The 24,122-nt window shown below is 64.2% G+C and carries 24 protein-coding genes; 15 read left to right on the forward strand and 9 right to left on the reverse strand.

Going from position 1 to position 24,122, the window contains the following annotated elements:
- The first annotated feature begins 47 nt into the window (after positions 1–47).
- Complete coding sequence (locus tag ACVWYP_RS23500) at positions 48–1,145, forward strand: S1C family serine protease (protein WP_304500031.1); 1,098 nt, start codon at positions 48–50, stop codon at positions 1,143–1,145.
- Here the strand turns inward: ACVWYP_RS23500 and ACVWYP_RS23505 are convergent.
- Positions 1,138–2,139, reverse strand: coding sequence for an LLM class flavin-dependent oxidoreductase (locus tag ACVWYP_RS23505; RefSeq protein ID WP_304500032.1), 1,002 nt, complete (start codon positions 2,137–2,139; stop codon positions 1,138–1,140). The genes ACVWYP_RS23500 and ACVWYP_RS23505 overlap by 8 nt on opposite strands.
- An 84-nt stretch (positions 2,140–2,223) precedes the next feature.
- On the opposite strand from ACVWYP_RS23505, the gene ACVWYP_RS23510 reads away from it, so the two are divergent.
- The 4 genes from ACVWYP_RS23510 to ACVWYP_RS23525 all read left to right on the forward strand — a co-directional run bounded on the left by ACVWYP_RS23510 (position 2,224) and on the right by ACVWYP_RS23525 (position 5,279).
- Positions 2,224–2,406: a hypothetical protein gene (locus tag ACVWYP_RS23510; RefSeq protein WP_304500033.1), complete on the forward strand. Its 183-nt coding sequence runs from the start codon at positions 2,224–2,226 to the stop codon at positions 2,404–2,406.
- 323 nt (positions 2,407–2,729) lie between these two features.
- Positions 2,730–3,020 (forward strand): hypothetical protein, encoded by a 291-nt coding sequence (locus ACVWYP_RS23515; RefSeq protein ID WP_304500034.1) that lies wholly within the window; start codon positions 2,730–2,732, stop codon positions 3,018–3,020.
- Between the two features lie 47 nt (positions 3,021–3,067).
- Positions 3,068–3,538 carry a hypothetical protein gene (locus ACVWYP_RS23520; RefSeq protein ID WP_304500035.1) on the forward strand — a complete coding sequence of 157 codons (471 nt, stop codon included), beginning with the start codon at positions 3,068–3,070 and terminating at the stop codon, positions 3,536–3,538.
- A gap of 61 nt (positions 3,539–3,599) precedes the next feature.
- Complete coding sequence (locus ACVWYP_RS23525; protein WP_453946031.1) at positions 3,600–5,279, forward strand: hypothetical protein; 1,680 nt, start codon at positions 3,600–3,602, stop codon at positions 5,277–5,279.
- A 90-nt stretch (positions 5,280–5,369) separates the two neighbouring features.
- Here ACVWYP_RS23525 and ACVWYP_RS23530 read toward each other — a convergent pair whose 3' ends face one another.
- Both ACVWYP_RS23530 and ACVWYP_RS23535 read right to left on the reverse strand, forming a co-directional pair.
- Complete coding sequence (locus tag ACVWYP_RS23530; RefSeq protein WP_304500037.1) at positions 5,370–5,801, reverse strand: hypothetical protein; 432 nt, start codon at positions 5,799–5,801, stop codon at positions 5,370–5,372.
- A 74-nt stretch (positions 5,802–5,875) separates the two neighbouring features.
- Positions 5,876–6,190 (reverse strand): hypothetical protein, encoded by a 315-nt coding sequence (locus ACVWYP_RS23535; RefSeq protein ID WP_304500038.1) that lies wholly within the window; start codon positions 6,188–6,190, stop codon positions 5,876–5,878.
- 412 nt (positions 6,191–6,602) lie between these two features.
- Between ACVWYP_RS23535 and ACVWYP_RS23540 the strand changes: the two genes are divergently transcribed.
- The 3 genes from ACVWYP_RS23540 to ACVWYP_RS23550 all read left to right on the forward strand — a co-directional run bounded on the left by ACVWYP_RS23540 (position 6,603) and on the right by ACVWYP_RS23550 (position 8,891).
- A complete protein-coding gene (locus ACVWYP_RS23540; protein ID WP_304500292.1) occupies positions 6,603–7,727 on the forward strand; it encodes a metallophosphoesterase in 1,125 nt (374 codons plus the stop codon).
- Between the two features lie 342 nt (positions 7,728–8,069).
- A complete protein-coding gene (locus ACVWYP_RS23545; protein ID WP_304500039.1) occupies positions 8,070–8,459 on the forward strand; it encodes a lysozyme inhibitor LprI family protein in 390 nt (129 codons plus the stop codon).
- A gap of 210 nt (positions 8,460–8,669) precedes the next feature.
- The gene (locus ACVWYP_RS23550; RefSeq protein ID WP_304500040.1) at positions 8,670–8,891 is read left to right on the forward strand and encodes a hypothetical protein; all 222 of its coding nucleotides are present in this window, start codon (positions 8,670–8,672) and stop codon (positions 8,889–8,891) included.
- On the opposite strand, the gene ACVWYP_RS23555 is transcribed toward ACVWYP_RS23550, so the two are convergent.
- A complete protein-coding gene (locus ACVWYP_RS23555) occupies positions 8,888–9,229 on the reverse strand; it encodes a DUF952 domain-containing protein (RefSeq protein ID WP_304500041.1) in 342 nt (113 codons plus the stop codon). The genes ACVWYP_RS23550 and ACVWYP_RS23555 overlap by 4 nt on opposite strands.
- Before the next feature lie 210 nt (positions 9,230–9,439).
- Between ACVWYP_RS23555 and ACVWYP_RS23560 the strand changes: the two genes are divergently transcribed.
- From ACVWYP_RS23560 to ACVWYP_RS23570, 3 genes are all read left to right on the forward strand, one after another.
- Positions 9,440–10,066, forward strand: coding sequence for a ClpX C4-type zinc finger protein (locus tag ACVWYP_RS23560; RefSeq protein WP_304500042.1), 627 nt, complete (start codon positions 9,440–9,442; stop codon positions 10,064–10,066).
- 80 nt (positions 10,067–10,146) lie between these two features.
- Entirely contained in the window at positions 10,147–10,536 is a 390-nt protein-coding gene (locus ACVWYP_RS23565) for a hypothetical protein (RefSeq protein WP_304500043.1), read from the forward strand.
- Entirely contained in the window at positions 10,526–11,215 is a 690-nt protein-coding gene (locus ACVWYP_RS23570; RefSeq protein WP_304500044.1) for a hypothetical protein, read from the forward strand. The genes ACVWYP_RS23565 and ACVWYP_RS23570 overlap by 11 nt, the downstream gene beginning before the upstream one ends.
- 86 nt (positions 11,216–11,301) lie before the next feature.
- Here ACVWYP_RS23570 and ACVWYP_RS23575 read toward each other — a convergent pair whose 3' ends face one another.
- Entirely contained in the window at positions 11,302–15,075 is a 3,774-nt protein-coding gene (locus ACVWYP_RS23575; RefSeq protein WP_304500045.1) for a vitamin B12-dependent ribonucleotide reductase, read from the reverse strand.
- An 804-nt stretch (positions 15,076–15,879) separates the two neighbouring features.
- Between ACVWYP_RS23575 and ACVWYP_RS23580 the strand changes: the two genes are divergently transcribed.
- Complete coding sequence (locus tag ACVWYP_RS23580) at positions 15,880–16,773, forward strand: DMT family transporter (RefSeq protein ID WP_304500046.1); 894 nt, start codon at positions 15,880–15,882, stop codon at positions 16,771–16,773.
- Positions 16,774–16,779: 6 nt separating this feature from the next.
- Here the strand turns inward: ACVWYP_RS23580 and ACVWYP_RS23585 are convergent, their stop codons facing one another.
- Positions 16,780–19,017, reverse strand: a complete 2,238-nt coding sequence (locus ACVWYP_RS23585; RefSeq protein WP_304500047.1) for a CHASE3 domain-containing protein — start codon at positions 19,015–19,017, stop codon at positions 16,780–16,782.
- Positions 19,018–19,036: 19 nt separating this feature from the next.
- Complete coding sequence (locus ACVWYP_RS23590; RefSeq protein WP_304500048.1) at positions 19,037–19,441, reverse strand: response regulator; 405 nt, start codon at positions 19,439–19,441, stop codon at positions 19,037–19,039.
- A 182-nt stretch (positions 19,442–19,623) separates the two neighbouring features.
- Here ACVWYP_RS23590 and ACVWYP_RS23595 point away from each other — a divergent pair, with 182 nt between their 5' ends.
- On the forward strand, positions 19,624–20,520 hold the full coding sequence (locus ACVWYP_RS23595; protein WP_304500049.1) for a DMT family transporter: 897 nt from the start codon (positions 19,624–19,626) through the stop codon (positions 20,518–20,520).
- 67 nt (positions 20,521–20,587) lie between these two features.
- Here ACVWYP_RS23595 and ACVWYP_RS23600 read toward each other — a convergent pair whose 3' ends face one another.
- Positions 20,588–21,148 (reverse strand): BA14K family protein, encoded by a 561-nt coding sequence (locus ACVWYP_RS23600; protein WP_304500050.1) that lies wholly within the window; start codon positions 21,146–21,148, stop codon positions 20,588–20,590.
- Between the two features lie 269 nt (positions 21,149–21,417).
- Between ACVWYP_RS23600 and ACVWYP_RS23605 the strand changes: the two genes are divergently transcribed.
- Entirely contained in the window at positions 21,418–21,828 is a 411-nt protein-coding gene (locus tag ACVWYP_RS23605) for an NADH:ubiquinone oxidoreductase subunit NDUFA12 (RefSeq protein WP_028344916.1), read from the forward strand.
- Positions 21,829–22,196: 368 nt separating this feature from the next.
- Here the strand turns inward: ACVWYP_RS23605 and ACVWYP_RS23610 are convergent, their stop codons facing one another.
- Entirely contained in the window at positions 22,197–22,883 is a 687-nt protein-coding gene (locus ACVWYP_RS23610) for a DJ-1/PfpI family protein (protein WP_304500051.1), read from the reverse strand.
- Positions 22,884–23,075: 192 nt separating this feature from the next.
- Between ACVWYP_RS23610 and ACVWYP_RS23615 the strand changes: the two genes are divergently transcribed.
- Positions 23,076–24,014: a GlxA family transcriptional regulator gene (locus tag ACVWYP_RS23615; protein ID WP_304500052.1), complete on the forward strand. Its 939-nt coding sequence runs from the start codon at positions 23,076–23,078 to the stop codon at positions 24,012–24,014.
- Positions 24,015–24,122 lie beyond the last annotated feature (108 nt).

Below are 24,122 nucleotides of genomic sequence, written 5' to 3' on the forward strand. Positions count from 1 at the left end.
TTGTAAGCGGAAGTCCTGTAAGCGTAAGTCTTGCCCACGCAGAGCCGGTGAATTCGGGCGCGGATCATGGCAATGGTGGTCCTGGCGAGTTCGCCGATCTTGCCGAGAAGGTCGGGCCGGCCGTGATTGGCGTCAACGCCAAAGTGGCGGCAGCGGCGGATGACGACGACGCTTCTCCCGGCCAGTCTCCCGGCGACTCTTCCGGGCCGGACGGCCTGCCCGATCAGGACACGCCGGGGAGGGCTGTTCCGAATCCCGGCAGGCGCGGACCTGGCAATCTGCCGAAGTCGGGTGAGATGACCTCGATCGGTTCGGGCTTCTTCATCTCGGCGGACGGCTATGCGGTGACGAACAATCACGTCCTCGGAGGCAGCGACCGCGCCGATGTTCGCACCAGTGACAACAAGGTCTACAAGGCGAAGGTCCTGGGCAAGGATCCGGTCAGCGACCTGGCCCTGCTCAAGGTCGATGGGCGGACCGACTTCAGCTATGTCAAGCTCGCGGAGCAACCGCCGCGCACCGGCGATTGGGTGCTCGCGGCCGGCAATTCGTTCGGCCTCGGAAACACCGTCACCGCGGGGATCGTCTCGGCGCGTGCGCGCGACCTGGAGACCGGATCTTCGGAAGATTTCGTCCAGATCGACGCGCGGATCAACCGCGGCGATTCCGGCGGGCCGAGCTTCAACACGCATGGCGATGTGATCGGCGTGAACAGCCTGATCTTCTCGCCCTCCGGCGGCTCGGTCGGTGTCGCGTTTGCGATACCCGCGGATACCGTGAAGACGGTGATCCCGCAGCTCAAGGACAAGGGCACGGTCACGCGCGGCTGGATGGGCGCGCAGATTCAATCGATCACCCCCGGCATTGCCGAAAGCCTAGGTGCGAACAATCTGCACGGCGCCGTGGTGGTCGGCGTGCAGACCGGCGGTCCGGCCGCGAAGGCCGGATTGAGGCGAGGCGACGTGATCACCTCGGTCAATGACGAGCCGATCAAGAGCGCCAACGAGCTGACCAAGAAGGTCTATGCGGGAGCGCCGGGTAGTTCGGTCAAGCTTTCGATGCTGCGGGACAATGCGCCGAATTCGCTGAGCGTGACGCTCAGCCAGCTCGCGCAGTCGCAGGCGCCTGCCGGCCTGCTCAAGTGATCCCGCCGGCCTTGATACCGCCGGCCTCGGCGATCAGCTCGAACGATCGCAGCCGCTGCTGGTGATCATAGACGTCGGACACGATCATCAGCTCGTCGGCGCCGGTCTCCGCGACCAGCGCGTCGATGCCGGCGCGCACCGTCGCGGGTGAGCCGATGATGGAGCGCGCGAGCATCCGCATCGCCTGCACCTTCTCCGACGGCGACCAGTAGCTCTCGATGTCGTCGATCGGCGGCTGGCTGAGGCCGCGCGCGCCGCGGAAGATGTTGGTGAACGACATCTGCTGCGTGGTCGCCAACCGCCGCGCCTCCTCGTCGGTGTCGGCGGCGATGATGTTGACGCCGACCATGGTGTAGGGATGCGCGAGCTGCTCCGACGGCTTGAAGCGGGCGCGATAGATCTGCAGCGCCTGGATCAGCAGCTCGGGGGCAAAGTGCGAGGCGAAGGCGTAGGGCAGGCCGAGCTCGCCGGCCAGCATCGCGCCGAAATTGCTCGAGCCGAGAATCCACAGCGGCACGTCGGTGCCCACGGCCGGCACCGCCTGGATGCGCTGGTTGGGACCGGCCGCCGCGAGGAAGGCCTGCACCTCGAGCACGTCCTGCGGAAAGTTCTCGGCGGATTCCGGCGTGCGGCGCAGCGCGCGCAGCGTGAGCTGGTCGGTGCCCGGCGCGCGGCCGAGGCCGAGGTCGATACGGTCAGGAAACAGCCGCGCCAGCGTGCCGAACTGCTCAGCAATGACATAGGGCGCATGGTTGGGCAGCATGATGCCGCCGGCGCCGACGCGGATGGTCTTGGTGCCCGCGGCGATGTGCCCGATCACGACCGACGTCGCGGCGCTGGCGATCCCCGCCATGTTGTGATGCTCCGCCACCCAGATGCGGCGATAGCCGAGAGCCTCCGCATGGCGCGCGACATCGCGCGCGTTATAGAGCGCGCCGCGCGCGTCGGTTTCCTCGGTGACGCGGACGAGATCGAGAATGGAGAGGGCGGCCACGGCGACTCCGGAACGTTAGGGACGGGAGCCGATGGTATTTGGCTGTGTCCAGGTGGATGCGAAACGGCGGGGAGCAGCCGGTTCATGCAGATGCATATGGATGCGGTCGCCATGCCGGTCAATCCGCCTGATGCGACCGACGAAGCAGGGCTGCGCGTCCAAAATACCGAAAACAACCCCATGCACAGGTGCAATGGCCGCGGGACCCGGAAAAGCGCCTTGACGCGTCGGGCAAATCAGCGGTACTTTTCCATTATTCCGAAATAGTGAAGATGGCGTAGGATGGGTAGAGCGAAGCGAAACCCATCATGTCTCCGTGCGGATAGAAGGTTGATGGGTTTCGCTTCGCTCTACCCATCCTACAGACTACAGACCTGATCCGTACGCTCGATCGCTATCGGAGAACCGACGCGTCAGTCCCCAGACGATTGCGGCCGTGGCGGCCGTCGCGAGCAGATGTTTCAAGGGTGTCCGCTGACGACGCCGAGCCAAAAATCAAAGGTAGTGCAAAAATAAACACTCTACTTCCAATTGACTCTTTTCGATGCCACCGATACACCGCTCTGGTTAAGCACGATCGAGGGCAGAGAATGTCGCTTACCTTTCCTGACAATGACAATCGCGCCGCGCGAATCCGCGAATTGGCGGTACAGACGCAAGATGATCTCCACGACGCCGAAAGCGACTACAAGACGTTCCAGGCGATGGTGAAGGCGACCAACCCCAAGATCGCCGCCGTGTATCAGGGAGCCGGCCTGACGGCGCCGGCCACCACCAGCATCGATATTCTGAAGCTGCAGAACCAGGCCGTCGATGGCGCCTCCGCGCCGGTGGAAATCGTCAAGATCCTTGTCGATATCGCGGGCTTCGCCGGCACCTGAAATATCTGGCGCCCGGCGCCACCCGGTTTCTGGTCTCCGCGGGCGCGATGTCCGCTGAAACAGCTGCGCGCGTGCTGGTCGAATTCACCATCCCGGTGATTGGCCGCGAGGTCAGCATCACCGCCGGCGACATCGCGGGCGGCATACTCGGCGGGATCGTCGGCGGCATCGCGATCGCCGGCATCGACATCGACATCGGCATCGACGGCATCGAAGGCCGGATCGCCCGCGACAAGATGCAATCGGCGATCCATCAACTGTTCCCGATCCGGCTTTCCACCCGCGTCGTGCGCGAGCGCGCCTCCAAGCTGGTGCTGTCGATCCAGAGCGTCCAGACGACGATGGATGCAATCACCGATGCCGGCCTGCCGCTCACCGACAAAATCCTGCAGAACCTCATTACCAAGGACGTCCAGCCTGCGATCCTGAGCGAGCAACAGATCACACCAGAGACGGTGGCGGCCGAACTCGCCAAGCTCGACCGCGACAGCAACTCGTGGACTAACGAGGACACGTAGTCGATTCTCCGAACGATCCGGTCCTGCAACGGTCTCCGGGCGCGCCCGAGGGAGGCGAACGATGTCGGTTTTCTTTCCGGACAACGGCAAGCGGCAGGTCCGCATGTCGGAATTGGCAACGGATGCCGGGCATTACCTGCAGCTGGCGCAACAGGAGTACACCACTTTCACCACGGTGATCGCCGAACTTAATGCGCAGATCGCCGCGCTCTATCGGCAGGCCGGCGTCGCCGCACCGGCGGAATCCAATCTGGATATTCTGGCCGCCGCCGATATCGCCGTTCCAGGCGCGGCAGGCACGGCGGTGATCAAGGTGAGTGAGTCGATCCTGGGCGTGACGGCGTTCAGCGTCACGACGCGCTATCTTGCCCCCGGCGTGCTGTCGCGGATCGTCGCTACCGGCGCGCTTTCCGAGGAGGCCGTTGCTGCGACGTTCGTGACCGCATGGGGCGGCGAATTGACCGTCGGAGTCCTGATTACGGGGATCGCGACCGCGGTGGTGGCCGGCTTGATCATCACGGCGATCGGGCTTGCATTCGACCTCTTCGAAGGCGCGTCGCTGCGGGACGAATTGCGCCACGGCATCGCCAAGCTTTGCCAGATCCGTGCCGACATCTGCCTGAACTGGCTGCGCGCGAAGAAACTGGTGGATGGCATGCAGTCGGTGCGGAACAGCTTGTTGAACCTCGCGCAGCAGGGCCTGCTGACCCCCGCAGCGATTGAGAACGCCATTCAACGCGATGTTCTGCCGGTCGTCGCTGAGGTCGAGGGCATGTCGATGGCCGATGCCCAGGCCGAATTGAGCGGGTTGGATCGCGAGCGCGGGGCTTGGACCAATGAGGACACCTTGCCAGTGGCGCCGGTTGCACCATCGCCGCCAAATTCCAAGCCGACTTTCGCCGTGGCCCTGGTGCGGCCGACGCCGCCCCTGATGCCGGGCGGCTTGATCCTTTGCCCCTCCGTTCCCGGGGTCTGGACGCCGCCGACCGAACGTTATCCCAGTATCCGAAAGGGTGATCTGACGGTGTGGCCGTTCAGCTTCAGCGATCACCGCAACGCGATCAATGTGACGATCTTCGACAAGGCGGGCGCAATCGTAAACCAGTGGATTCTCAACGGCATCAGCACGGTGACGAAAATTCATGCTGATCCGGACACCAACATGGTCTGCTTCACGGGAGATGGTGGCGCGATCGTTCACATGACCTGGTCGCAGATCGCGCCCGCGCCGCCGCAGCAGCCGGTGCATGGCGACGTCCGCGACATGTTGGAATTGCTGCCCGCAACGGCCGATTTCGGCGTGGTCGGCATTGAGCCGGTGTTTCGGCCCGTGATGGTCCGCAACAAAAGCAGTCATCCGCTTCGGGTCCGGTTACAGATCATATCGGCGCTCGCCGCGGATCCAAACGATCCCCAGCATGGATCTGATCCGAAGCCGGCCGTGGCATGGATCAATCTCGGACTGAAGGTCCTCGAGCTCGAGGTGCCACCGAATTCGACCACCGAAGTCAGCACTGTGTCGCAATACCGGCTGCCGAGATGGTGGGATGTCTACAGCCCCTCCGACTTCGAGGGCGGAGTTGGCGCCCAGGCCATGGACCTGACGACCGGCGCGCTGTGCGGTGGTGCGGTCACCACCTGGTTCCGGGGCGGCATGGACGGCGGCAAGATCAAGCCGGGCGTCGGCGGCCATGTGCCGCTCAGTCCCCGGGACCGACCTCACTTTGCGTTTCGTTCCTGAGAGAGCCGCATCAAATGCGGGTGCGGCGTGGCGAGCGAATGCATCGGTTCGGATGTCGCGGCGCTTTCCTGTGTTCTGCCACTCCGCGCCTTAGGTTCGACGGCCGCCGGAGACGCGTCGCGTCAGCCCCCAGACGATTGCGGCCGTGGCTGAAGTCGCGAGCAGATGCTTCAAGGTGTGTCCGCTGACGAACCCGAGCGTGTCTGCGATCTGATGGTCGAGCACCTCGGCGATCTTGGCCAGAACGTACAGCGCCATCGCGGCGGCGAAAGCTGCGCGGTCGGCGCGCGGCGCGCGATAGATCGATTGCCACAGCGGGATCAGGATGAGCGGGAGCACCTGCAGCAGCAGATACGGCCGCAGGTCGCCCGCGCCATGCCGATCGGTATAAACCCACCACGCGACGCTGGCGGCGGCGTAAAGCCCGAAAACGATCGCCTCGACGTTCGTTTTCGATCCCCGCTGGGTGTCGCCGCGGACGCCGACCAGCAGGCCCGCGCCGGCGAGCGCGATCGGCAGCATGTCCCAGGTCAGCCGGCCGTTGCCGGGGGCAAGGTGAAAGAAGGCGGACCCGAACGCGGTCAGGAACAGGCCGATCAGGAACAGGCGATAGCCCGGCCAGCCGGCGCGCAGCTGGTCGCTGTTGCGGTGAGGGCGCAGCGCCAGCCAGCCCAGATCGCGACCAGGGCGAAGCCGATGTTCGACAAGACATCGCCTGCGTGGGGGATGCCTGAGAGGACCGAGTGGTCGGCGAAATCATTGTAGTGGACCGGCTGCGCGATGCGCCCGTGCGCCGCGAATGCCGCAATGATGCCGAGACTTTCATCCACGGTTTCACCGGCCGTTCGGGCCCGGTCAATCCGTCCATCCGGAAGGTCGTTTGCATCGTCGGCTCTGACAAAAATGAACAATGTTCAATGTTTGGCATGAAAATGAGCATCGTTCAAGTTTATTTTTCGGGAGGGACCGATAGTGCTGATGGGGAAGGTGCCAGGAGATCTCCGCCGAGGCGCCAACACTGCCTACGGCTTGCGCTCCACAGCAACGCGCAGCCCGTAGCCCGCATGAGCCAACGGGTCGCGCGAAGGCGCGCCCGATGACAGGCTCCGCGATATGCGGGGGCCGGTGGTGTGTTCTTGCGAGGCGGATCCCGGATGTCGCTTCGCTCATCCGGGCAACTGGGACAAAAGCGCAAGGCGTTTCAGCGACGCGCGACTTGCCGAAAATGTGCTGATGATGGCGGCTTACGCCTGCGCCCGATCCACCCTACCTTCGCTGAGCGCCGAGCCCGCAGCCTCAACCGATCCGATCCGGAGCGAGACCATTCCCCAACTCATCTTCGGCCTGACCAGCCTCTTGATCCTGGCTCGCTTCATCTGGCCGCTCGACTGGCCGCTTCCGGCAAAGATCGTCGCCGCGTTGCTGGTGCTGGTCGCCTTGCAGTTTCACCGCTGGAACAGGCTGTCGTCGGGATCGGAATTCTCGCCGGAGTTTCCGCGTCCGGTGGTCGTCCTGTTCAACTGGGCGTTCGGCGCGATCATGCTGCTGGCGCTGCTGCAACTGGCGCTCGATGCCGGACTATTGGTGGCCGCGCTGATCCACGGCGGCTTCGTCGGCGCGCCTGACGGCGTCCGCTACGCACTTGCTGCGCTCGCTGCAGCAGCCGCCGCGATCGGCGTGCATCAGGCGATGCGCATTCCGCCGCTCAGGGATGTCGAGGTCGGCATCCGCGGACTTCCGCTTCAGTTCGACGGCTACACCATCCTGCAACTGACAGATCTGCACATCAGCCGGCTGTTTCCCGCGCCCTGGGCGCGCGCCGTGGTCGAGCGGTCGAACAAGCTCGGCGCGGACCTGATCGCGATCACCGGCGATCTGATCGACGGCACCATTGATGCGCGGCGCAAGGACATCGAGCCGTTGCGGGACCTTGTGGCCGCCGACGGCGTCTACGTGATCTCGGGCAATCACGAATATATCTTCGGCTATGACGGGTGGATGGCGCATTACGAAGCGCTGGGCCTGCGCTCGCTCGAGAACAGGCACATCGTGCTCGAGCGCGGCGGCGGCCGCCTGGTGATCGCAGGGATTACCGACCGCGCCTCGCGCCACCGGGGGCATTCCATCCGCGACCTTGCCGCGGTTCTCGACGGAGCCCCCAAGGGCGCGCCCGTCGTCCTGCTCGACCACCAGCCGAGCGACGCACGAAAGGCAGCCCGGCTCGGCGTCGCCCTGCAGCTCTCCGGACACACCCATGGCGGATTGATCCTGGGGATCGATCGCCTGGCCGCGCGCGCCAATGCCGGCTTCGTCTCCGGCCGCTACGACGTCGACGGCATGACGCTCTACGTCAACAACGGCACCGCGCTCTGGCCCGGCTTTGCCTTGCGGCTCGGCCGCCCGTCGGAATTGACGCGGATCACGTTGCGTGTGGCGGGTGATGCTTGAGTGATTTGTTGCGCATGCGATGATGCGAGCGCGGTGTTATCGCATTGGCGCGGGAGCCCGAATACGCGCGGCGCACGTTTGCGGTTTGATTCTCTGCCCGGGTGGCAGCAGCTTCGTAGGATGGGTAGAGCGAAGCGAAACCCATCATTGGCGCCGCAGGTAAAAAATCGATGGGTTTCGCGGAGTTTATCATCGGGCCGCGCGTTGCGCGGACCCATTGGCTCTACCCATCCTACGCGAGCTTCACACCAATACCTCGCTACGCTTGCCGGCTTTCGTTTCGAGCACTCCTGTGCGACGATGGTTGTCCGGAGATGCGCGTGGAGTGATTTGGACGTGGTCATGCTTTCGCGAACGCTTGCATTTGTTGCAGCTACGCTCGTGCTCGGAACTTTGTCGGTGCGCGCGCAGCAAAGCACCGAGTATGATGCGTGCATGGACAAGGCCGAAGGGACGTCAACGAAGATGCTCGCGTGCGGCAAGGCCGCAATCGAGAAGTGGGACGTCAGGCTCAACACCGCTTATCAAGCGCTTCTCGCAAGGTCGAAGGGCGAGGCGCACGCGCAATTGCAGACCGAGCAGCGGGCCTGGCTGAAGCATCATCTGGGTGAAACCCATCGCCTCGCCGCGGACCCCGACAACGGATCCGTCGCGTTCCTCGACTCCCAGGCGTTCGAATTGAAAGACATCGCCGACCGCACGCTGCTTCTTGAAAAGCGAGCCGGCCAGTAGCCCGCATGAGCGAAGCGATATGCGGGACTGATGTTGCGTCCCGGATATCGCGGAGCCTGTCATCGGGCGCGTTCGTGCGATCCGTCGGCTCATCCGGGCTACGCTTGCTGAAGTTTGCCGTCCCCGCTGAACCCGTCGAAATGACCCTCCGCCGACCTTTGATGCTCGGCGACATGCCGTTGTGACCTGCTATTATGGCAGCTCACCTCAGTGATTCAGCAGTCGCTCGCAACTTTACGAGGAATGATGTCCCAGTCTTTCAAGGTCGGCGATCTCGTCAGGAAGCGTGCCGGTTATGAGTATCCTGGCATCATCGTTTCAGTTTTCACGACGCGCGCCGGTGCAGTGCGTTACGTCGTGGAGGCCGATCATCCCGGATTTGCGGGGATGCTCCATATTTTCAATGGCGAGCAACTGGAGCCGAGAACCTAAGTTTGCAGATCAAACGTGCCGTCGGCGTCCGGTTCGAACGGTTGGACGGCTACAACGGCACTTGCGTTGAGAGGACCATAAATATGCGGGTACAGTTTGCCGTTGCCCGCGTCTTCGTACCGAATGTGCGGGATCACGCGAGCCGGATCGATGGCGAGCAAGATCAGGCCTCGTTGTCCCCGGAACAGGTAATTCGCGACTTCAACGAGTTGCCCGGGCGTCGAGCAATGAATGAACCCCTCGCTGTCGAACAAAGCAGGGCGGTATTCGCCGTTGTTCGCTGCTGCCCACGCCGCAGACGAACAGATGTGATAAATCACTGAAGGCTGCACGTTCATTTCGATATCTGCCTTATGTCGAGGGAGCGGCGTGCCTGTCGGGATTGACAACAGGCCGGTCGCGCCCAATGATGGTGTCGGGTTGATACACCCGCTGCTTGCGCCCTTTGTGGATAGTGAACGTATCAAAATCCGCCACACCCTCGCTATTGGCGAGCGGGTCGGCAAGGCAAGCACCGATCTCCTCCGTTCGCCGATAGGGGTGCACCCATGCGCGATTTTCGCGATGCGAAGGCCATGGCGCGGTCTCTGCGCAACGCCTTGAATGCCAGGTCGATACAAACCACTCACAGCGAATCCCTGGAGTTGATCGCGAAGGCGTTCGGCTGCGAGACCTGGAATATCCTGTCTGCCAGGATCGATGCGGCCGGCGCTCAGAAGCAGGCCGTCCAGAGCGGTCTGCTCCACTGCTCATTTTGCGGCAAGAACCAGCATGACGTGAGCAAACTGGTGGCGGGTCCTGCCGTCTTCATTTGCGACGAATGCATCGACCTGTGCACCGATATCGTCGACGAGAACCTAAACCAGCTGATTGCAGGAAACGAGGAGGGCGCGCGCGTCTTGTCGACCGATCGATTGCTGCACTATGTGGAACTCGCGCGCAAGGTCGTGGAGCGCCATCGTTCGATGTTGCCGCGCATTGACCGGATGATCGCGCTTCGATCGAGCCCATCGCCGACGGACGAGGAGGTGCCACAGTCGGCCGTCCTCGCTCAGCTCAAGGCCAAGACCTCAGATGAATTGCTGGCCATGAAGAAAATCTCGCAAGATCAAATCAGCCGCTATGAGCGGGTGCAACGGACGGCGACGCCCATCATCAACGAGCGGGCGCAATAGTGCGCAGGGCCGGTTGGCAGTAGCCCGCGTGAGCGAAGCGATATACGGGATTGATCTTGCGAGTTGCGTGTCGGTCCCGGATGTCGCTTCGCTCATCCGGGCTAAAGGCTCAAAAGATTGCGCAAGAGGGGCGGAAAAGAATTCTGTTCGAGAGGCTTACGGGCAAGAAAACAGCTTTCGCCAAAGCTGTGACGCAAGCTGCGCGTGCGGTCAGTAAGGAAATTTCCGCAGGAGAGTTGCGTCTTCCGAAGGCGCGAGAGGACGTCACGCCGTTTGCCTATGGCTTGACGGCGGTAACTTCGATCAAAGTGCCCCTCCGGGACGTTCTCAATGCGCTGCAGGTAGGACGAGAACTGGCCGAGAAGACAGGTGACAAGAACGCCCTTGGAGCAGTCTGTAAGGCGGTGTGCCGGGTTGATGAGCTGTTCTTCGGAACTGAAGGGGGGCCGCGAGCGGGGAATGAAGAATAAGCTCCTTAGGCAAATTCCAGATAGGATATTGACGCTTGCTATTGGCGCTCTCGCGCAGGCGAACATGCATGCCGTTTTCGCTGATCCGGGAAACGAGCATTGGGACTTTATCTCGGTGACAAACACGGCTCACGCAGGAGAGCTATTCTTAAAGGCAATTATCGCAAAGGAGCATCCGCTCCTGATATTCAAGGATTTGTTCAGCCTCGATGATAATCGAGCAGACGCTCTCGATCTGCTGAGCCTCATTAAGAGAGGAAGGACGCACGACTTCGAGAAGCTTCCGCAGGTGTTGTGGGTGACAACCGGACAGCGTTTGCCCAACCCGGACTGTTTCGACCGTCTTCGCTGTGCAAGAAATTCGATTCAGCATTTTTGTGCGCCGGAAGATGAAGATTTTCGCGCGCTGTCGTTAGAGTTTATCTATACGATTATTGATCCCTTGATACGGAAGAATTTTGGTCTTTACGCGATACAATATCACGAAGATCACAGTGTTGGTTACGACTACGTGGTCGGATGTGTTGTCCGGCATAGACTGAGATTCTCGGTGCCAAGCGACTTTCGTGTTGGGGAGATTAGTCTTTTCGAAGAGCTTGAAGGTGCCGATGACGAGTATCGTGCTTGGCTTGCTCAAGAACTGAAGAAGATCGGACAAGAGAAGTTGCTGGCAAAATAAGGTTGCTGGCAAAATAAGAAAGGGCGGCCTTTCGGCCGCCCTTGTGGATGCCCGGATCAACGCCGGTATGACAATCCTAGTCTAGCTCACGAACATCCCGTCGTGCTTCCGCAAGTATCGCACTTCATGCAGGTCCCATTCCGCACCAGCGTGAAGTTGCCGCACTCCGAGCACATCTCGCCCTCATAGCCCTTGGCCTTGGCTTCGGCGCGACGCTCCGCTTTCGACGGGGCGGCGGCTGCGGCGGTGCCGGGCTTGCTCCAGTTCAAGGCCTCGAGCTTCTCGGTCGGGGAGAGGTCGTGGCTGACTTCCTGCTTCAGGGCGACCGCGCCTTCGACGGTGTCGGAGGCACCGCGCGAGGTTGCGCCGTGGGAGGCGAGCGCGGTGACGCGGCTGCCGGCGGGCGCGTTGTCGGCGCCCTGGCTCACCGCGGCCGAGCCGCCGCGCATGACGACGAGATTGTCGGTGCGCGACCGGGTCAGGCCCTTCGACAGGTACTTGGTGGCCTGGTGCTGGGCGGGGGCCTCATCCGGCTCCTTGCCCTCCTCGACGCCCTTGCCGAGCGCGTCGAAGCCAGACTCGTTCGGATCGACATGGGCGAGGTCGAAGCGCGCCATGTAGCTCACCGCGAGCTCGCGGAAGACATAGTCGAGGATCGAGGTCGCGTACTTGATGGAGTCGTTGCCCTGCACGGGACCCGCGGGCTCGAAGCGGGTGAAGGTGAAGGCGTCGACATACTCCTCCAGCGGCACGCCGTATTGCAGACCCAGGGACACTGCGATCGCAAAATTGTTGATGAAGGAGCGCAGCGCCGCGCCTTCCTTGTGCATGTCGATGAAGATCTCGCCGAGCCTTCCGTCGTCATATTCGCCGGTGCGCAGGTACACCTTGTGGCCGCCGACAACCGCCTTCTGGGTGTAGCCCTTGCGTCGATCCGGCATCTTCTCGCGCTCGCGCATCACGACGATGCGCTCGACCAGCTTCTCGACGATCTTCTCCGAGACCTGGGCGGCACGCGCGGCCATCGGCTTCTCGTACAGCGCCTCCACCGCATCGTCCTCGTCCTCATCGTCGGAGATGAGTTGCGAGTTCAGCGGCTGCGACAGCTTCGAGCCGTCGCGATACAGCGCGTTGGCCTTCAGCGCCAGCTTCCACGACAGCAGGTAGGCGGACTTGCAGTCCTCCACCGTGGCGTCGTTCGGCATGTTGATGGTCTTGGAGATCGCGCCCGAGATGAACGGCTGCGAGGCCGCCATCATCCTGATGTGGCTCTCGACCGAGAGGTAGCGTTTTCCAATTTTGCCGCAGGGATTGGCGCAGTCGAAGACAGGGTAGTGCTCGGCCTTCAGGTGCGGGGCGCCTTCCACCGTCATCGCGCCGCAGATGTGCACGTTGGCGGCCTCGATCTCGCGCTTGCTGAATCCGACCGCCGAGAGCAGGTCGAAGCCGGGGGCTGCGATCGCCTCGGCGCCGATGCCGAGCTGGTCGCGGATGAAGTCTTCGCCAAAGGTCCACTTGTTGAAGGCGAACTTGATGTCGAACGCGGTCGGCAGCGCCTTTTCCACCTTGGCAATGGCTTCATCGGTGAAGCCTTTTGCCTTCAGGGTGGAGGCGTTGATTCCAGGCGCATTCGATAGCGAGCCGTGGCCGACGGCGTAGGCCTCGATCTCCGCGATCTCGCTCTCGCGATAGCCGAGCGCGCGCAGCGCTGACGGCACCGCCTGGTTGATGATCTTGAAGTAGCCGCCGCCGGCGAGCTTCTTGAACTTCACCAGCGCGAAGTCGGGCTCGATGCCGGTGGTGTCGCAGTCCATCACGAGGCCGATGGTGCCGGTCGGCGCCACCACCGTGGTCTGGGCGTTGCGATAGCCGTTGACTTCGCCGAGCGCCAGCGCGTCGTCCCAGGCCAGCCTGGCATGGGTGACGATGTCCTCCTGCGGGCAGGAGGCGTGATCGAGCGGCACCGGGTTGACCGACAGCGCCTCGTAACCGGCCGCGTTGCCGTGGGCGGCGCGGCGGTGGTTGCGGATCACGCGCAGCATGTGCGCGGCATTCTTCTTGTAGCCCGGGAAGGTGCCGAGCTCGGCCGCCATCTCGGCCGAGGTCTTGTAAGAGATGCCGGTCATCACAGCGGTCAGCGCGCCGCAGAGCGAACGGCCTTCCTTGCTGTCGTAAGGCAAGCCCATGGTCATCAGCAGGCCGCCGATATTCGCAAAACCGAGGCCGAGCGTGCGGAATTCGTAGGACAGTTCGGCGATCGCCTTCGACGGGAACTGGGCCATCATGACCGAGATTTCGAGCACGATGGTCCAGAGCCGGCAGAGGTGCTCGTAGGACTCGATGTCGAACCGCTTGGTGGTCGTGCTGTAGAACGTCAGCAGGTTGGCGGAGGCGAGGTTGCACGCCGTGTCGTCCAGGAACATGTATTCCGAGCACGGATTGGACGCGCGGATGTCGCCGGACGCCTTGCAGGTGTGCCAGTCGTTCATCGTGGTGTTGAAGTGCAGGCCGGGATCGGCGCTCGCCCAGGCGGCGTAGCCGATCTTCTCCCAGAGGTCGCGGGCCTTCAGCGTCTTCGTCACTTTCTTGGTGGTGCGGCCGACGAGATTCCAGTCACCGTCGGTTTCCACCGCGCGCAGGAAATCGTCCTTCAGCGACACCGAGTTGTTGGAGTTCTGGCCGGAGACGGTGAGGTAGGCCTCGGAATCCCAGTCGGTGTCGTAGGTGTCGAACGAGATGTCCTTGTAGCCCTGCCTGGCGAACTGGATGACGCGCTTGATGTAGTTGTCGGGCACGAGGTTGCGGCGGGCGAGCTTGATCTCGCGGCGCAGCGCCGGGTTCTTCTCGGGATCGAAGCAGTCGTCGCCGCTGCCTTCGCAGTTGACGCAGGCCTTCATCACGGCCTTGAGGTGCTTCTGGTTGATCTTGGAGCCGGTGACCAGCGCCGCGACCTTCTGCTCCTCCTTCACCTTCCAGTCGATATAGGTCTCGATGTCGGGGTGATCGGCATCGACCACGACCATCTTGGCGGCGCGGCGCGTGGTGCCGCCGGACTTGATCGCGCCCGCGGCGCGGTCGCCGATCTTGAGGAAGCTCATCAGGCCGCTTGAGCGGCCGCCGCCGGACAGCTTTTCGCCTTCGCCGCGCAGGCTCGAGAAGTTGGAGCCGGTGCCGGAGCCATACTTGAACAGGCGCGCCTCGCGCACCCAGAGATCCATGATGCCGCCCTCGTTGACGAGGTCGTCGCCGACGCCCTGGATGAAGCAGGCATGCGGCTGCGGATGCTCATAGGCCGACTTCGACTTGGTGAGCTTGCCGGTCTTCCAGTCGACGTAATAGTGGCCCTGGCCGGGACCATCGACTCCATAGGCCCAGTGCAGCCCGGTGTTGAACCACTGCGGCGAGTTCGGCGCGACCATCTGCTTGGCGAGCTGGAAACGCAGCTCGTCGAAGAAGGCGAGGGCGTCTTCTTCCGTGGAGAAGTAGCCGCCCTTCCAGCCCCAATAGGTCCAGCAGCCGGCGAGGCGATCGAACACCTGCTTGGCCGAGGTCTCGCCGACGATGCGCTCGTTCTCCGGCAGGAGGCCAAGCGCCTCGGTGTCCGGTACCGAACGCCACAGCCAGGACGGCACGGTCTCTTCCTCGACCTTCTTCAGGCGCGCGGCAACGCCCGCTTTGCGGAAATACTTCTGCGCCAGCACGTCGGAGGCGACCTGCGACCAGAACTCCGGAACCTCGACGTTCTCGGCGCGGAACACGACCGAGCCGTCCGGATTGCGGATCTCTGATGTGGTCAGGCGGAAATTGATCCCGGCATAGGGAGATTGTCCGCTGGTGGTGTTGCGTCGTTCGATTCGCATGGTCGAGCCCCGTCTCTTCTTCTGCCCGGCCCCACGTTTGTCCGCAGGTGCCGGAATGTTGTCTGTTCGCGGACTTCGGAACACGCGTCAGCACGCCTCCCGTCATCCGCAGCTCAGCCGGTGGATCCGGCCTGTTTTCTCTCATCCGCTGGGCGCCGGTATGACCGGCCCTGCGGCGGCATCGTCCCGGCGCGGCGCCCGACTGGTCGGGTGCTCCGGGTCATGCATTCAACGCCCCAAAACGCTTCACGCGACACGTCACGCGTACGCTTCTTCGCGGGCCGTTACGGCCTCTGTTTCCGGGTCCTTCGCGGCCCGTTCTGTCGTCCCAAGCGGCCCAAAATCAGGGCAGAGAAGCCCTTCACCCGCGGCCCGTAGGCCTGGCGGAGTGGTCATTTTGGAACCCTTGTGGGAGCGACCGGCGGGGACCCAAACACACTCGCGCCGAACAGGTTGAAAGCTAGGCCATGTCCGTCACGCCCGTCAAGGACTAGTACGAGTTTCTGAATCAAACACTAAATATGGTGGAAAGAGGGGGATAACAGGGGTCGGTGCCGCGCCTGTGATCGGGCCAACTATCGGTGAGTCCTCAGGGATTCCCAAGCCAAAAATATTCCTATCGCCTGTGGATCGGAGCTTCGCCCCGCTGTTCACAGGCGAAGTTTTTATTCGCGGTCCCGGATTGAATTTTGGGGACTCACGTAGGCCTACGGGCAAAGTACGGATCAGGCATGTCAGAGCCGTGATGGTCGGGCGACAAAATCGCGGGCAAGGTGAGGCCGACTCACATCCCCGCCGGGTTCCATGACAGTCCAGAAGCCTTCCGCGCGGCCGCGCCTTGCGCCCGCCGGCCTGATGTTCCTCGCCATCACCTCGGTGGGCTGGGGGTTCAACTGGCCATCCACCAAGTTCCTGCTCAGCGAGCTCCCGCCGCTGACCTTGCGCGGCACCACCGGGGTGATCGGCGCCGTGCTGCTGGCGGTGCTGGCGCTGATCCGCGCCCAGAGTCTGCATGTCGAGAAACGGCTGTGGCCGCGGCTCGTGCTGTATGCGGCGCTCAATGTCACCGGCTGGATGGTGCTGATGGGACTGGCGCTGCTCTGGCTGCCGGCGAGCGAGGCCGCGCTGATCGCCTACACTATGCCGGTATGGGCTTCGCTGCTGGCCTGGCCGGTGCTCGGCGAACGGCCGACGCTGCTGCGGACCATCGCGCTGGTGATGGCCTTTGCAGGCCTCGCCGCGATCATGGGCGGCAGCGGCATCACCGCGAGCAAGGAGAAGCTGCCGGGAATCATCATGGCGCTCGGCGGCGCCTTCGGCTTTGCGCTCGGCACCGTGCTGGCGAAGAAATATCCGCTGGTGATGCCGCCGATCCCGGCCGCGGCCTGGCAGATCGGCCTCGGCTGCGTGCCGATCGCGATCGTCGGCATGCTGATCGAGACCACGCATGTCGACCGCATCACGACGATCGGCTGGTGGCTCTTGGTCTATTCGACGCTGATCCAGTTCTGCGTCGCCTATGTCGCGTGGTTTGCCGCGCTTGCGCGCCTGCCGGCCTCGGTGGCGGCGATCGGCACCATGGCGGTGCCTGTGATCGGCGTGGTGGCCTCCGCAATCGCGCTGCACGAGCCGCTGGGGCCAAGCCAGATCGTCGCGCTGCTGTTCACCCTCGCCGGCGTCGCACTGGCGACGCGGTAGCTCACATCACTCGCCGAGCGCCTGCTGCAGCATGCCGGCGAGCTGCGCCTTGCGGTAGGGTTTTGCCAGCAGCAGCACGCCTTCGTCGAGGCGGCCGTGATGCACGATCGCGTTCTCGGTATAGCCCGAGGTGTAGAGCACCTTGATGCCGGGGCGGCGTTTTTGCACCTCGTCGGCGAGCTGGCGGCCGTTCATGCCGCCGGGCATGATCACGTCGGTGAACAAGAGGTCGAACTTCTCGCCCTTGTCGACCAGCGCCAGCGCCGCGCGGGCGTCGGGCACGGCGATGGTCTTGTAGCCGAGGTTCGTCAGCTGCGTGACGACGTAGTTGCGCACCAGCTGGTCGTCTTCCACCACCAGGATGATTTCACTGCCGCGCCGCACCGGCTCCGGCGGAGGCGCCTCCACCTCGACCTGGCCGCGGGCAGGCGGCAGATAGAGCTTGATCGTGGTGCCGTGGCCTTCCTCGCTGTAGATCTTGATGTGGCCGCCGGACTGCTTGACGAAGCCGTAGACCATGCTCATGCCGAGGCCGGAGCCCTTGCCGACGTCCTTGGTGGTGAAGAACGGCTCGAACACCTTGTCCTGCACCGCATGCGACATGCCGGTGCCGGTGTCGCTGACCGCGAGCAGCACATAGCGGCCCGGCGTGATGTCGGGATTAACAGCGGCATAGGCGTCGTCGAGCACGATGTTGCTGGTCTCGAACAGCAGCTTGCCGCCATTCGGCATCGCGTCGCGGGCGTTGATCGCCATGTTGAGCAGCGAGTTGGCAAGCTGCGACGGATCGATATGAACGCTGGCGACATCGGACGCCAGCACCGAATTGATCTCGATCTGCTCGCCGAGCGTCGGCCGCAGCAGCTTGGCGATGTCGACCACGGTGCCGTTGATGTCGACGGTGCGCGGCTCCAGCGGCTGGCGGCGCGCGAAGGCGAGCAGATGCTGGATCAGCTCGCGGCAGCGCTCGGCGGCGCGGTCGATCAGCTCGGCGGTTTTCGCGAGCTGCGGCTGGGCGCGCAGGCTGTCGACCAGCGTCTCGGTGGTGCCGGTGATCACCGTCAGCATGTTGTTGAAGTCGTGCGCGACGCCGCCGGTCAGCTTGCCGATGGCGTCGAGCTTCTGCGCCTGCTGCAGCTTGTGCTCGGTTTCGCGCGAGGCGGTGATGTCGTGATAGATCAGCGCAGCGCCGGTGATCGCGTCGTCGCCGTCGCGCAGCGGCCGGCCCGACACCACGAGGTGAATCTCCGGCGCGCCGCGCACCGGCTTGGCGACGAATTCCAGCCCGTCGAATTCCTCGCCGCGCAGCGCCTTGGCCGACGGCATGTCGTCGGCCTGCATCGGCGTGACGCCGTCCGACTGGAACACGTTGCTCATGGCGCGCAGCTGCCGGACCGTCATGCCCGGCTTGTAGCGCAGCATCTTCTCGGCGGCCGGGTTCGACAGCAGCACGGTGCCGGCGCCGTCGATCACCAGCACCGCCTCCGCCATGGTGCGGAAGGTGGTTTCCATCACCGAGGTGGAACGGCGGAGCTCCTCGAGCGCGGCGCCGAGATCCTTGGTGCGTTCGGCGACCTTGCCCTCGAGCGACAGATTGGTCGCCTTGGTCGCGCTGAGCGCGCCCTGCAGTTCGCGGCTGGCGCGCCGGGCCGCCAGCGTCAGCGCGATCGCGAGCAGCAGGATCATCGCGACGCCGGCGAGGTCGATCGCCAGCAGCAGGCGTCCGTAGGTCTTCGACTGTCCGGTGCGAAGCCCGAGCACGCGGCGCTCTTCGGTGACGAGCCGCTCGAGCGCCGCGCCGACCTTGTCCATCAGCGCGCGGCTCTCGCCTGCGGACATCAGCGTCGCGGCGCCGGCGGTGTCGCCCGCGCTGCGCAATCTGATCAGCTCGGCGCCGAGCGCAATGCCGCGGTCGACCTGAGTCTTGGCGCCCGCGAGCAGCTGCGCCTCCTCGGGCGCCGTCTTCACCGCCGCCATCAGGCTGTCGAAAGCGGCGGTGAGGGCGGCGCTCTGCTCACGGAATTCGTCGGCGAAGGAGGCGTCGCCTGTCAGCGCGAATGCGCGCGCCGCGCTTTCGACACCCCGCGGCAACGGCCGGGTGTCGGAAATCCGCTTGAGGATCCCGAGCGTGCGATCCGCCGAATCAATCTCGTTGCGCGACTTGACGTCCAATCCGATCGACGCCGCGCTGATGACGAGGAGGATCGCAAGGCCGCTGCCGAGAATGAGACGCTGGGAAGCCATCAACGATTAGTACGGGCAATTACTTAGAAAGACGAGCGGAAGGTGCATACTTCGCAAGACATTCGTTAACGGCGGCAATCAGCGCCTGCGGGGTGAACGGCTTGCGCAGGCAGGCGGAGGCGCCGAGCTCGATCGTCATCCGCAGGAAGTCCGGCGCGCGGTCGGCATTGGCGAAGGCATAGCCGGACATCGCGATCACGGGAATATCGGGCGCGCGCTCGTGGAAGACGCGGATCGCCTCGAACCCGCGCATATGCGGCATGAAGACATCGACCAGCATGACGTCGAAGGTGGCCTGCTCCAGCGCGCGCATGCCGGCTTCACCGCCATCGGCGACGCTGACCTCGAAGCCCTGGCGTTGCAGGCACACCTCGATGGCAACGCACACCATCGGGTCGTCATCAACCACGAGAACGCTCGGCACGATGCATCCTCTTTTTCTAACGGCCTCGCGTGCCGGCGACTCGCTTGGCCTGTTCGTCGATTAAGGCGGAACCTAGACGGAAAGTCTGTATCATAGAATGCATATGCTGTTTGCTGACAAGCGGATTTCCAGCTAGCCGTGACACATCACCTGTATTTGTCCATCCCCTTTACGACAGGTCCATGACCGCAGTTCCCATCGCCGGCCGCGCCCCGCTGTCACCGCTCGGCCTCGCATTCCTGGTGGTCGCTTCGACCGGCTGGGGACTCAACTTCCCCATCATGAAGTTCCTGCTCACGGAGTGGCCGCCGCTGTCGTCGCGCGGGCTGTGTGGCGTGGTCGGCGCGGTTGCGCTCGGCCTGGTCGCGCTGGTGCGGGGACAGACGCTGCGCGTGCCCGACGGCATGTGGTTGCGGCTTGCCTTGGTGTCGACGCTGTCGATCGGCGGCTGGGTCGCGTCCATGGGCCTCGCGCTGATCTGGCTGCGGGCCAGCGAGGCAGCCGTGCTCGGGATAACGATTCCCGTGTGGGTCGCGCTGGTGGCCTGGCCGGTGCTCGGCGAGCGCGTGTCGCTGCCGCGTGCGCTTGCGCTTGCGGTGGCGCTCGCCGGGATCGCGGCGCTGATCGGCGGCGGCGGTGTCGACGCGAGCCTCGACAAGCTGCCGGGGATTCTGTTCGCGCTCGCCGGTGCGATCTGCGTCGGGCTCGGCACGGTGCTGACCAAATCCTTCAAGCTCGCGATGCCGCCGCTGTCGCTCGCGGCCTGGCAGCTTGCGATCGGCTGCGTGCCGATCGCGATCATCGGCGTCTTGATCGAGCAGCCGCAGCTCGCCGCGCTGTCGCAGTTCGGCTGGGCGTCGATGATCTACATGACGCTGATCCAGTTCTGCCTTTGCTATGTCTGCTGGTTTGCGGCGCTCGAGCGATTGCCGGCGGCGACCGCGTCGATCGGCACGCTGCTGGTCCCCGTCGTCGGCGTGCTCGCGGCGGCGGCGATGCTGCGCGAGCCGCTCAGCGCGAGCGATATCGCAGCGCTCGTGGTGACCTTCGCGGCCGTCGCGGTCGCCTTGCGTACATGAGACGACTTGCGCACAAGAAAAAGGGCGGCGCTGGCGCCGCCCTTTGCAACTAGGAATTCAGGCTCTCCTACGGGCAGGGATGCCGCCGGCCATCATAGCCGAGATAGGTGCCCGAGGCAGGATCGTAGGACCTGTAGCGCTGCGCGCAGTAGCTGGCGCCGCCGCCACTCGGCACCTCAACGGCAACAGACGGTTCATCGTAATAGCCGTAGCTGTCGTCATAATAGCCGGGGCCGTAGCCATAGCCGGAGCCGTAATACGCGCCCGAGGCGAGGGCGCCGCCGACGACCGCACCGGCCACCGCGCCGGGCCAGAACCCGCCGCCACGATGGTAACCGCCGTGCCAGCCGCCACCGCCGCGCCAACCGCCGCCGCCACCACCAGCCCAGTGACCGCCGCCACCGCCGCCGTGCCAGCCGCCACCACCGCCGCCGCCCATGCCACCTCCGCGGCCGCCGCCGCCAAAGCCACCACCACCGCCGCCGCCGCCGCCGCCAACGTGGCCGCCGCCGCCGCCCATCGCGCCCATCTGTGCGGCAGACTGGGCGAACGAAACGGTCGGCGCCACGGCCAACGGCAGCGCAAGCGCCAGAGCCGCGGCGGTGCTCAGAACCTTCATATTGATCATTTTGGACTCCATCAAAACGGTGAATGTCTAACCATCTCTGCGGTCGGACGTTCCCGTGCTCCACATTGATTGTGGGTCATCTTCGCGTAGCCGGCGGCTCATGTATGGCAGCTGAACAAAACTCCTCGTGAGCGCGTCATTTGGTCGCCAAACGGGCGCATAAACCGGGGGCTGTCCGAGGGGTGCGGGGCTACCTTGGCGGCGGCTGGACATTTGGGGAATGAGGTGGCATCAGAGCCGCATAGCCTCGAACCGACGACCGGCCACGCATGAAACAATTCCTGCTGAAATTCTTCACCTGGTGGAATGGCCAGACCTTTGGCACGCAATTGTGGACCTCGCGATTCGGCGAACTGGTCGGCGAGGACGAGCAGGGCAACCGCTATTACCGCACCAAGGGCGGTGAGATCGATCCGACGCTGCATTTCGAGCGCCGCTGGGTGGTCTACAACGGCTACGCCGAAGCCTCGCGCATTCCGGCCGGCTGGCACGGTTGGCTGCATCACACGGTCGATGTGCCCCCGACCGAGCAGAACTACCAGGCGCGGGAATGGGAAAAGCCGCATCTGCCGAACCTGACCGGCACCGCGCAGGCCTACCGTCCGTCCGGCTCGACGCTGGCGAGCGGCCGCCGCCCCAAGGCGACCGGCGACTATCACGCCTGGACGCCGGGAAGCTGACTTTCACGCATTGTTGTTCTGTGCACGCGGGCGACGCCGCGCGTGCATCGCACGCGCCCGGCAGCGCAAGCGCGCGCCTGTGAACAACGGTAACAGCGGGGACAGATGGGCCGCAGCCGACGCTGTCCGCTTGCGCCGAGCGTGGGTTCGCGGCTCAATAGGGTCATCTTACGGAGATGGGAAACCATCGCGTCGGATCGGGCTCCAGATCGCGACTGTCCCGATATGCAGCGGCCTCCGAGTTGGATGCGGCCGGGAGATAGGCCCCCGGTACAGACGTCCTGAAATCGCCCGCAAATGTGAGGCTACCGTGAGACAGGAAGGGCCGCTCGGGAAACCGAGCGGCCTTTTTCTTTGCGGCGATCAGATCAGGGCAGGCGTGCCGCGGCACGGCCCATCAAGTCGGCGCGGCGCGCCTGCGATGGCGCGATCCGCTCCTTCATGAAGGCGAGGATCTCGGCCGGTGCGGTATCCGGCGAGCCCGCGTTGAACGGCGGGGCCGGGTTGTATTCGAGTCTGAGCTGAATCGCTTCCGCGGTCTTGCGGTCGACGAGCTCCGACACCAGCGTCAGCGCGAAGTCGATGCCTGCGGTGACGCCGCCGCCGGTGAAGCGGTTGCGGTCGACGCAGACGCGCGTCCTGGTCGGAATGGCCCCGAAGCTCGACAGGAAATCAATCGCGCTCCAATGCGTGGTGGCGCGATAGCCCTTGAGCAGGCCGGCCGCGCCGAGCACCAGCGATCCCGTGCAGACCGACGTGACGTATTTCGCTCGCTCGGCCTGCTTGCGCAGGAAGGCCAGCATGTCCTGGTCGCCGACCATGTCGTCGGTGCCGAAGCCGCCGGGCACGCAGATCACGTCGAGCTGCGGGCAATCGGCAAAGGTCGTGGTCGGCGTCAGGACCATGACGGAATCGGTCGGAACGGGTTCGATGCGTTTCCAGATCAGATGCACCTTGGCGCCGGGGACCGAGGAGAACACCTGCAGCGGACCGGTCAGGTCGAGCTGGGTCACCTTCGGGAAGACGAGCAATCCAATCTGCAGGGGTTCAGTCATCGGGGCCTCCAAATAGCGCTTGACGGAACCACGATGGCATGATGGCCTCTCGTCCAAAATGGCGTATTTCCCTTATTTTCGGACGCAAGCCTCCTGAGAGGAGCAAGTCTCCTTAAGAGAAGCAAGTCTCCTGAGACAAGTCTCCTGAGAGAGGGCCGCCAGGAAAGCAACGTCACCCGCGAGGATTTGGCGATGATCGGCATCCTGATCTTTCCCGACTTCCAGCTGCTCGACGCGGCCGGCCCGATCGCGGCCTTTGAGATCGCGGCGCGCTTCGCCAACAACGCGCCGGCGATCAGGACGATTGCGGCGAAGGCGGGACCGGTGCGCTCTTCGTCCGGTGTCGAGATGCTTGCGCGCGGTCTCAAGCCGTCGGCGGCGATCACGACGCTGATCATTGCGGGCGGCAACGGCGTACGCACACCGGCGAGCTGTCCAGCCACGCTGTCATTCGTGCGGCGGATGGCGGGCCGCGGCATTCGCGTCGCCAGCGTCTGCTCGGGCGCCTATGTGCTGGCCGAGGCAGGCCTGCTCGACGGCCGCCGCGCCACCACGCATTGGCAGCGCACGCCGCATTTCGTGAAGACCTATCCGAAGATCAAGCTCGAGCCGGACCAGATCTTCGTCCGCGACGGCAATATCTGGAGTTCGGCCGGCATCACCGCCGGCATCGACCTCGCGCTCGCGATGATCACCGAGGACTATGGCGACGAAATCGCGCAGAGCACCGCGCGGCAACTCGTGCTGTACCATCGGCGCAGCGGCGGGCAGTCGCAGTTTTCCTCGCTGCTGGAATTGAAGACGCCGAATGGCCGGTTCGGGCCGCTGCTCGCCTGGGCGCGCGAGCATCTCGATGCGCCGCTGACGGTCGAGGACCTCGCCGACAAGGCCGGGATGAGTTCGCGGCATTTCACCCGCGCCTTCATCGCGGAGACCGGCACCACGCCGTCGAAAGCGGTCGAGCGGCTGAGGATCGAAGTCGCGCGGCAGCGCGTGCAGTCGTCGGGCGAGGCGATCGAGCGCGTCGCCGAGATCACCGGCTTCCGCGATCCCGAGCGGATGCGCCGCGCCTTCATCCGCGCCTTCGGCCAGCCGCCGCAATCGCTGCGGCGTGCCGCGCGGGCAGGGTAGGCGCGTTTGGGACAAGCTCGTTGTCCGATTTCACGCGATCGATGTCGTCTTTGCAGTGATGAACCTGGCGAGGGTTCCCGTGACCCACGTTAAGTGGGCATTGGGGAC

The organism is Bradyrhizobium sp. USDA 3262, assembly GCF_054060035.1.

Bases quoted from the DNA above. Each gene is read 5' to 3' on its own strand.
- ACVWYP_RS23600 (WP_304500050.1), bottom strand. From the start codon at position 21,148: ATGATCAATATGAAGGTTCTGAGCACCGCCGCGGCTCTGGCGCTTGCG.
- ACVWYP_RS23580 (WP_304500046.1), top strand. From the start codon at position 15,880: ATGACAGTCCAGAAGCCTTCCGCGCGGCCGCGCCTTGCGCCCGCCGGC.
- ACVWYP_RS23585 (WP_304500047.1), bottom strand. From the start codon at position 19,017: ATGGCTTCCCAGCGTCTCATTCTCGGCAGCGGCCTTGCGATCCTCCTC.
- ACVWYP_RS23595 (WP_304500049.1), top strand. From the start codon at position 19,624: ATGACCGCAGTTCCCATCGCCGGCCGCGCCCCGCTGTCACCGCTCGGC.
- ACVWYP_RS23575 (WP_304500045.1), bottom strand. From the start codon at position 15,075: ATGCGAATCGAACGACGCAACACCACCAGCGGACAATCTCCCTATGCC.
- ACVWYP_RS23565 (WP_304500043.1), top strand. From the start codon at position 10,147: ATGTCGCTTCGCTCATCCGGGCTAAAGGCTCAAAAGATTGCGCAAGAG.
- ACVWYP_RS23545 (WP_304500039.1), top strand. From the start codon at position 8,070: ATGCTTTCGCGAACGCTTGCATTTGTTGCAGCTACGCTCGTGCTCGGA.
- ACVWYP_RS23525 (WP_453946031.1), top strand. From the start codon at position 3,600: ATGTCGGTTTTCTTTCCGGACAACGGCAAGCGGCAGGTCCGCATGTCG.
- ACVWYP_RS23555 (WP_304500041.1), bottom strand. From the start codon at position 9,229: ATGAACGTGCAGCCTTCAGTGATTTATCACATCTGTTCGTCTGCGGCG.
- ACVWYP_RS23510 (WP_304500033.1), top strand. From the start codon at position 2,224: ATGCAGATGCATATGGATGCGGTCGCCATGCCGGTCAATCCGCCTGAT.
- ACVWYP_RS23520 (WP_304500035.1), top strand. From the start codon at position 3,068: ATGTCCGCTGAAACAGCTGCGCGCGTGCTGGTCGAATTCACCATCCCG.
- ACVWYP_RS23615 (WP_304500052.1), top strand. From the start codon at position 23,076: ATGATCGGCATCCTGATCTTTCCCGACTTCCAGCTGCTCGACGCGGCC.
- ACVWYP_RS23560 (WP_304500042.1), top strand. From the start codon at position 9,440: ATGCGCGATTTTCGCGATGCGAAGGCCATGGCGCGGTCTCTGCGCAAC.
- ACVWYP_RS23515 (WP_304500034.1), top strand. From the start codon at position 2,730: ATGTCGCTTACCTTTCCTGACAATGACAATCGCGCCGCGCGAATCCGC.
- ACVWYP_RS23570 (WP_304500044.1), top strand. From the start codon at position 10,526: ATGAAGAATAAGCTCCTTAGGCAAATTCCAGATAGGATATTGACGCTT.
- ACVWYP_RS23605 (WP_028344916.1), top strand. From the start codon at position 21,418: ATGAAACAATTCCTGCTGAAATTCTTCACCTGGTGGAATGGCCAGACC.
- ACVWYP_RS23530 (WP_304500037.1), bottom strand. From the start codon at position 5,801: ATGCTGCCGATCGCGCTCGCCGGCGCGGGCCTGCTGGTCGGCGTCCGC.
- ACVWYP_RS23610 (WP_304500051.1), bottom strand. From the start codon at position 22,883: ATGACTGAACCCCTGCAGATTGGATTGCTCGTCTTCCCGAAGGTGACC.